This window comes from Virgibacillus alimentarius (genome assembly GCF_000709085.1).
GTDB classification, from domain to species: domain Bacteria; phylum Bacillota; class Bacilli; order Bacillales; family Amphibacillaceae; genus Virgibacillus_B; species Virgibacillus_B alimentarius.
Genome location: NZ_JFBD01000024.1, coordinates 1 through 5553, shown reverse-complemented (window position 1 = coordinate 5553; position 5553 = coordinate 1). Strand labels below are relative to the sequence as shown.

The window sequence follows — 5553 nt, the reverse complement described above, 5'->3', positions numbered from 1 at the left end:
TCTTCCCGACCATTTCATTTGGGGCCTTAGCTCAGCTGGGAGAGCGCCTGCCTTGCACGCAGGAGGTCAGCGGTTCGACCCCGCTAGGCTCCACCAAAAAAGTTGTTGACATTATCTTGTCAGCGTGATATATTAATAAAGTCGCCAATTTTGAACGGCGAAGCACAATTTGCTCTTTGAAAACTGAACAAAACAACCAGTATGTCAAGAATATAGATGATAGCTTGTGGTTGTGGATGCAGATCAACTGATCTAAATTCATGAATACAATCTGATTATCTACATGCAAGAAATAAAGCTAAGACATTTGTAGAATTGATTGGTGTCAATTTTACACAAACTTTTATGGAGAGTTTGATCTTGGCTCAGGACGAACGCTGGCGGCGTGCCTAATACATGCAAGTCGAGCGCGGGAAGCAAATCGATCCCCTTCGGGGGTGACGTTTGTGGAACGAGCGGCGGACGGGTGAGTAACACGTGGGCAACCTGCCTGTAAGATTGGGATAACTCGCGGAAACGTGAGCTAATACCGAATGACACTTTTCATCGCCTGATGGGAAGTTAAAAGGCGGCATTTGCTGTCACTTACAGATGGGCCCGCGGCGCATTAGCTAGTTGGTGAGATAAAAGCTCACCAAGGCAACGATGCGTAGCCGACCTGAGAGGGTGATCGGCCACACTGGGACTGAGACACGGCCCAGACTCCTACGGGAGGCAGCAGTAGGGAATCTTCCGCAATGGACGAAAGTCTGACGGAGCAACGCCGCGTGAGTGATGAAGGTTTTCGGATCGTAAAACTCTGTTGTTAGGGAAGAACAAGTATTGTTCGAATAGGACAGTACCTTGACGGTACTTAACCAGAAAGCCCCGGCTAACTACGTGCCAGCAGCCGCGGTAATACGTAGGGGGCGAGCGTTGTCCGGAATTATTGGGCGTAAAGCGCGCGCAGGCGGTCTTTTAAGTCTGATGTGAAAGCCCACGGCTTAACCGTGGAGGGTCATTGGAAACTGGAGGACTTGAGTACAGAAGAGGAGAGTGGAATTCCACGTGTAGCGGTGAAATGCGTAGAGATGTGGAGGAACACCAGTGGCGAAGGCGACTCTCTGGTCTGTAACTGACGCTGAGGTGCGAAAGCGTGGGTAGCGAACAGGATTAGATACCCTGGTAGTCCACGCCGTAAACGATGAGTGCTAGGTGTTAGGGGGTTTCCGCCCCTTAGTGCTGAAGTTAACGCATTAAGCACTCCGCCTGGGGAGTACGGCCGCAAGGCTGAAACTCAAAAGAATTGACGGGGACCCGCACAAGCGGTGGAGCATGTGGTTTAATTCGAAGCTACGCGAAGAACCTTACCAGGTCTTGACATCCTCTGCTATCGGTAGAGATACCGAGTTCCCTTCGGGGACAGAGTGACAGGTGGTGCATGGTTGTCGTCAGCTCGTGTCGTGAGATGTTGGGTTAAGTCCCGTAACGAGCGCAACCCTTGATCTTAGTTGCCAGCATTTAGTTGGGCACTCTAAGGTGACTGCCGGTGACAAACCGGAGGAAGGTGGGGATGACGTCAAATCATCATGCCCCTTATGACCTGGGCTACACACGTGCTACAATGGATGGAACAAAGGGCAGCGAAGCGGCAACGTGTTAGCAAATCCCATAAAACCATTCTCAGTTCGGATTGTAGGCTGCAACTCGCCTACATGAAGCAGGAATCGCTAGTAATCGCGGATCAGCATGCCGCGGTGAATACGTTCCCGGGTCTTGTACACACCGCCCGTCACACCACGAGAGTTGGCAACACCCGAAGTCGGTGAGGTAACACTTTTGTGAGCCAGCCGCCGAAGGTGGGGCCAATGATTGGGGTGAAGTCGTAACAAGGTAGCCGTATCGGAAGGTGCGGCTGGATCACCTCCTTTCTAAGGATAAATAGAAAGCGAGTGCGCCCGTTCAACGGCGCAGGAGCTGGATTATAACGGAAACATACTTGGTTGTTTGGTTCAGTTTTGAGGGATTAATTTCCTTGAATAATACATAGATGGGCCTGTAGCTCAGTCGGTCAGAGCGCACGCCTGATAAGCGTGAGGTCGGTGGTTCGAGTCCACCCAGGCCCACCATCTATAAAAAACATGGGGCCTTAGCTCAGCTGGGAGAGCGCCTGCCTTGCACGCAGGAGGTCAGCGGTTCGATCCCGCTAGGCTCCATTTTTGTACCTTGAAAACTAAATAAGAGTAAGATCAACGACATCAAACCAAAAAGTACGACTTTTTTCATGATAAAGCTAGTTAAGTGAAGAAGGGCGCACGGTGGATGCCTTGGTACTAGGAGCTGACGAAGGACGGGACTAACACCGATATGCCTCGGGAAGTTGTAAGTAAACTGCGATCCGAGGATTTCCGAATGGGGAAACCCACTGTTCGTAATGGAACAGTACACTTATCTGAATACATAAGATAAGTGAGGCATACCCGGGGAACTGAAACATCTCAGTACCCGGAGGAAGAGAAAGCAAACGCGATTTCCCAAGTAGCGGCGAGCGAACCGGAATCAGCCCAAACCAGAAAGCTTGCTTTCTGGGGTTGTAGGACACTTCATGTGGAGTTACCAAGAAATGTTTTAGATGAATCGATCTGGAAAGATCAGCCATAGAAGGTAAGAGCCCTGTAGTCGAAAGGACATTTCCTCCGAAGTGGATCCTGAGTACGGCGGAACACGTGGAATTCCGTCGGAATCCGGGAGGACCATCTCCCAAGGCTAAATACTCCCTAGTGACCGATAGTGAACCAGTACCGTGAGGGAAAGGTGAAAAGTACCCCGGAAGGGGAGTGAAAGAGAACCTGAAACCGTGTGCCTACAAGTAGTCGAAGCCCGTTTATGGGTGACGGCGTACCTTTTGTAGAATGGACCGGCGAGTTACGATCGTATGCAAGGTTAAGTGGACAACACGGAGCCGAAGCGAAAGCGAGTCTGAACAGGGCGATTTTAGTATGCGGTCGTAGACCCGAAACCGTGTGATCTACCCATGTCCAGGGTGAAGGTCAGGTAACACTGACAGGAGGCCCGAACCCACGTATGTTGAAAAATGCGGGGATGAGGTGTGGGTAGGGGTGAAAAGCCAATCGAACACGGAGATAGCTGGTTCTCTCCGAAATAGCTTTAGGGCTAGCCTCAAAGAACGAGTGCTGGAGGTAGAGCACTGATTGAACTAGGGGCCTCATCGGGTTACCGAATTCAGTCAAACTCCGAATTCCAGCTACTTAGCTTTGGGAGTCAGACTATGGGTGATAAGGTTCATAGTCGAAAGGGAAACAGCCCAGACCGCCAGCTAAGGTCCCAAAGTATACGTTAAGTGGAAAAGGATGTGGAGTTGCTTAGACAACCAGGATGTTGGCTTAGAAGCAGCCATCATTTAAAGAGTGCGTAATAGCTCACTGGTCGAGTGACTCTGCGCCGAAAATATACCGGGGCTAAACGTATCACCGAAGCTGCGGATTGTTCCTTCGGAACAGTGGTAGGAGAGCGTTCTAAGTGCTGCGAAGTCAGACCGTGAGGACTGGTGGAGCGCTTAGAAGTGAGAATGCCGGTATGAGTAGCGAAAAAAGAGTGAGAATCTCTTTCACCGAATGCCTAAGGTTTCCTGAGGAAGGCTCGTCCGCTCAGGGTTAGTCGGGACCTAAGCCGAGGCCGAAAGGCGTAGGCGATGGATAACAGGTAGATATTCCTGTACCACCTCCTTTCCGTTTGAATGACGGGGGGACGCAGCAGGATAGGGAATGCGCACCGATGGATGTGTGCGCCCAAGCAGTTAGGGTGCCGGATAGGAAAATCCGTTCGGCTTTACCTGAGCTGTCATGGGGAGGGAAATAGAGTACCGAAGTTCCTGACTCCACACTGCCTAGAAAATCCTCTAGTGAGGAAAGAGGTGCCCGTACCGCAAACCGACACAGGTAGGCGAGGAGAGAATCCTAAGGTGAGCGGGAGAACTCTCGTTAAGGAACTCGGCAAAATGACCCCGTAACTTAGGGAGAAGGGGTGCTTCTCGTCCGAGAAGCCGCAGTGAATAGGCCCAAACGACTGTTTATCAAAAACACAGGTCTCTGCGAAGCCGAAAGGCGAAGTATAGGGGCTGACACCTGCCCGGTGCTGGAAGGTTAAGGGGAAACGTTAGCACTTGCGTGCGAAGCGTAGAACTGAAGCCCCAGTAAACGGCGGCCGTAACTATAACGGTCCTAAGGTAGCGAAATTCCTTGTCGGGTAAGTTCCGACCCGCACGAAAGGTGCAACGATTTGGGCACTGTCTCAACGAGAGACCCGGTGAAATTATACGATGCGTGAAGATGCGCATTACCCGCGACAGGACGGAAAGACCCCGTGGAGCTTTACTGTAGCCTGATATTGAATGTTCGTGCAGCTTGTACAGGATAGGTGGGAGCCATCGAATCCGGAGCGCCAGCTTCGGTGGAGGCACCCGTGGGATACCACCCTGGCTGTATGAACCTTCTAACCCAGGGCCGTGATCCGGTCCGGAGACAGTTTCAGGTGGGCAGTTTGACTGGGGCGGTCGCCTCCCAAAAGGTAACGGAGGCGCCCAAAGGTTCCCTCAGAATGGTTGGAAATCATTCGCAGAGTGCAAAGGCAGAAGGGAGCTTAACTGCGAGACCCACAAGTCGAGCAGGGACGAAAGTCGGGCTTAGTGATCCGGTGGTTCCGCATGGAAGGGCCATCGCTCAACGGATAAAAGCTACCCCGGGGATAACAGGCTTATCTCCCCCAAGAGTTCACATCGACGGGGAGGTTTGGCACCTCGATGTCGGCTCATCGCATCCTGGGGCTGTAGTCGGTCCCAAGGGTTGGGCTGTTCGCCCATTAAAGCGGTACGCGAGCTGGGTTCAGAACGTCGTGAGACAGTTCGGTCCCTATCCGTCGTGGGCGTCTGGAAGTTTGAGAGGAGCTGTCCTTAGTACGAGAGGACCGGGATGGACACACCGCTGGTGTACCAGTTGTTCCGCCAGGAGCATAGCTGGGTAGCTACGTGTGGCAAGGATAAGTGCTGAAAGCATCTAAGCATGAAGCCTCCCTCAAGATGAGACTTCCCATCACTTTAAGTGAGTAAGATCCCTTAGAGACGATAAGGTTGATAGGTCCGAGGTGGAAGCGTGGTGACACGTGCAGCTGACGGATACTAATCGATCGAGGACTTAACTAACTATCTATCTTGGTTTGATTCGTAGATAAAACACTCTTATTTAGTTTTTAGGGTATAAATAAAATTATCCCTTGCATTTTTCTCAAGAAATGCTTATAATATATCTTGTCTGGTAGCAAGAGCGGAGAGGTCACACCTGTTCCCATACCGAACACAGTAGTTAAGCTCTCCAGCGCCGATGGTAGTTGAGGCTTTGCCTCCGTGAGAGTAGGACGCCGCCAGGCTTTGAAATAATATTATATATCGCGGGATGGAGCAGTCTGGTAGCTCGTTGGGCTCATAACCCAAAGGTCGCAAGTTCAAATCTTGCTCCCGCAACCAAATTAAATAATAATTGCAAAAGCATTGAGATCTCT

4 tRNA genes and 3 rRNA genes are annotated in these 5553 nt (G+C 51.2%); all 7 read left to right on the top strand.

Annotated features, from left to right (window positions below):
* Nucleotides 1-20 precede the first annotated feature (20 nt).
* The 7 genes from GZ63_RS0104775 (at nucleotide 21) to GZ63_RS0104745 (ending at nucleotide 5518) form a co-directional block, all read left to right on the top strand.
* Nucleotides 21-96: transfer RNA gene (locus GZ63_RS0104775), tRNA-Ala, on the top strand.
* 246 nt (nucleotides 97-342) lie between these two features.
* Nucleotides 343-1910, top strand: a 16S ribosomal RNA gene (locus GZ63_RS0104770).
* 121 nt (nucleotides 1911-2031) lie between these two features.
* Nucleotides 2032-2108 (top strand) — tRNA-Ile (locus GZ63_RS0104765).
* A gap of 14 nt (nucleotides 2109-2122) precedes the next feature.
* A tRNA-Ala gene (locus tag GZ63_RS0104760) sits at nucleotides 2123-2195 on the top strand.
* Nucleotides 2196-2274: 79 nt separating this feature from the next.
* A 23S ribosomal RNA gene (locus GZ63_RS0104755) occupies nucleotides 2275-5197 on the top strand.
* A 108-nt stretch (nucleotides 5198-5305) separates the two neighbouring features.
* Nucleotides 5306-5421, top strand: a 5S ribosomal RNA gene (rrf, locus tag GZ63_RS0104750).
* The 16S, 23S and 5S rRNA genes sit together here with 4 tRNA genes alongside, the layout of an rRNA operon.
* Nucleotides 5422-5441: 20 nt before the next feature.
* Nucleotides 5442-5518 (top strand) — tRNA-Met (locus tag GZ63_RS0104745).
* Nucleotides 5519-5553 lie beyond the last annotated feature (35 nt).